The sequence below is a fragment of the Streptomyces sp. SP18BB07 genome, assembly GCF_036322545.1.
In the GTDB taxonomy this organism is placed as follows: domain Bacteria; phylum Actinomycetota; class Actinomycetes; order Streptomycetales; family Streptomycetaceae; genus Streptomyces; species Streptomyces deccanensis.
The window spans coordinates 1-318 of the sequence record NZ_JAQYWT010000163.1 but is presented as its reverse complement, the minus strand read 5'-3'; the positions used below and the strand labels follow the sequence as shown (position 1 = coordinate 318).

At 88.4% G+C, this 318-nt stretch carries 1 protein-coding gene; it reads right to left on the bottom strand.

The genetic code is table 11. From position 1 onward, the window contains the following. On the bottom strand, positions 1-318 hold a 318-nt coding region (locus PUR53_RS01295), incomplete at both ends, for a BTAD domain-containing putative transcriptional regulator (protein ID WP_329907084.1).

Genomic DNA, 318 nt, shown 5'->3' with positions numbered 1-318 from the left:
GGGGGTGTGGGTTTGTGGGGGCGGGGGGGCCCGGGGGGGCGCCGGGGCCGCCCGCCCCCCCCGGCGGGCCGGGGGGGGGGGGGGGGGGGGGGGGGGGGGGGGGGGGGGGGGGGGCCGCCCCCCCCCCCCCCCCCCCCCCCCCCCCCCCCCCCCCCCCCCGCCCCCCCCCCGCCCGCGCCCCGCCCGCGCCCGGGGTCCCCGGCCCGGTACAGGCCGATCATGAGCTGGGCGCACAGGGTCTCCTGGAGGGGCTGCGCGGCCACGAGCATCCGGAGCTCGCCGATGAGCTCCGCGTGCCGGCCGAGCCGGAGGTCGGCG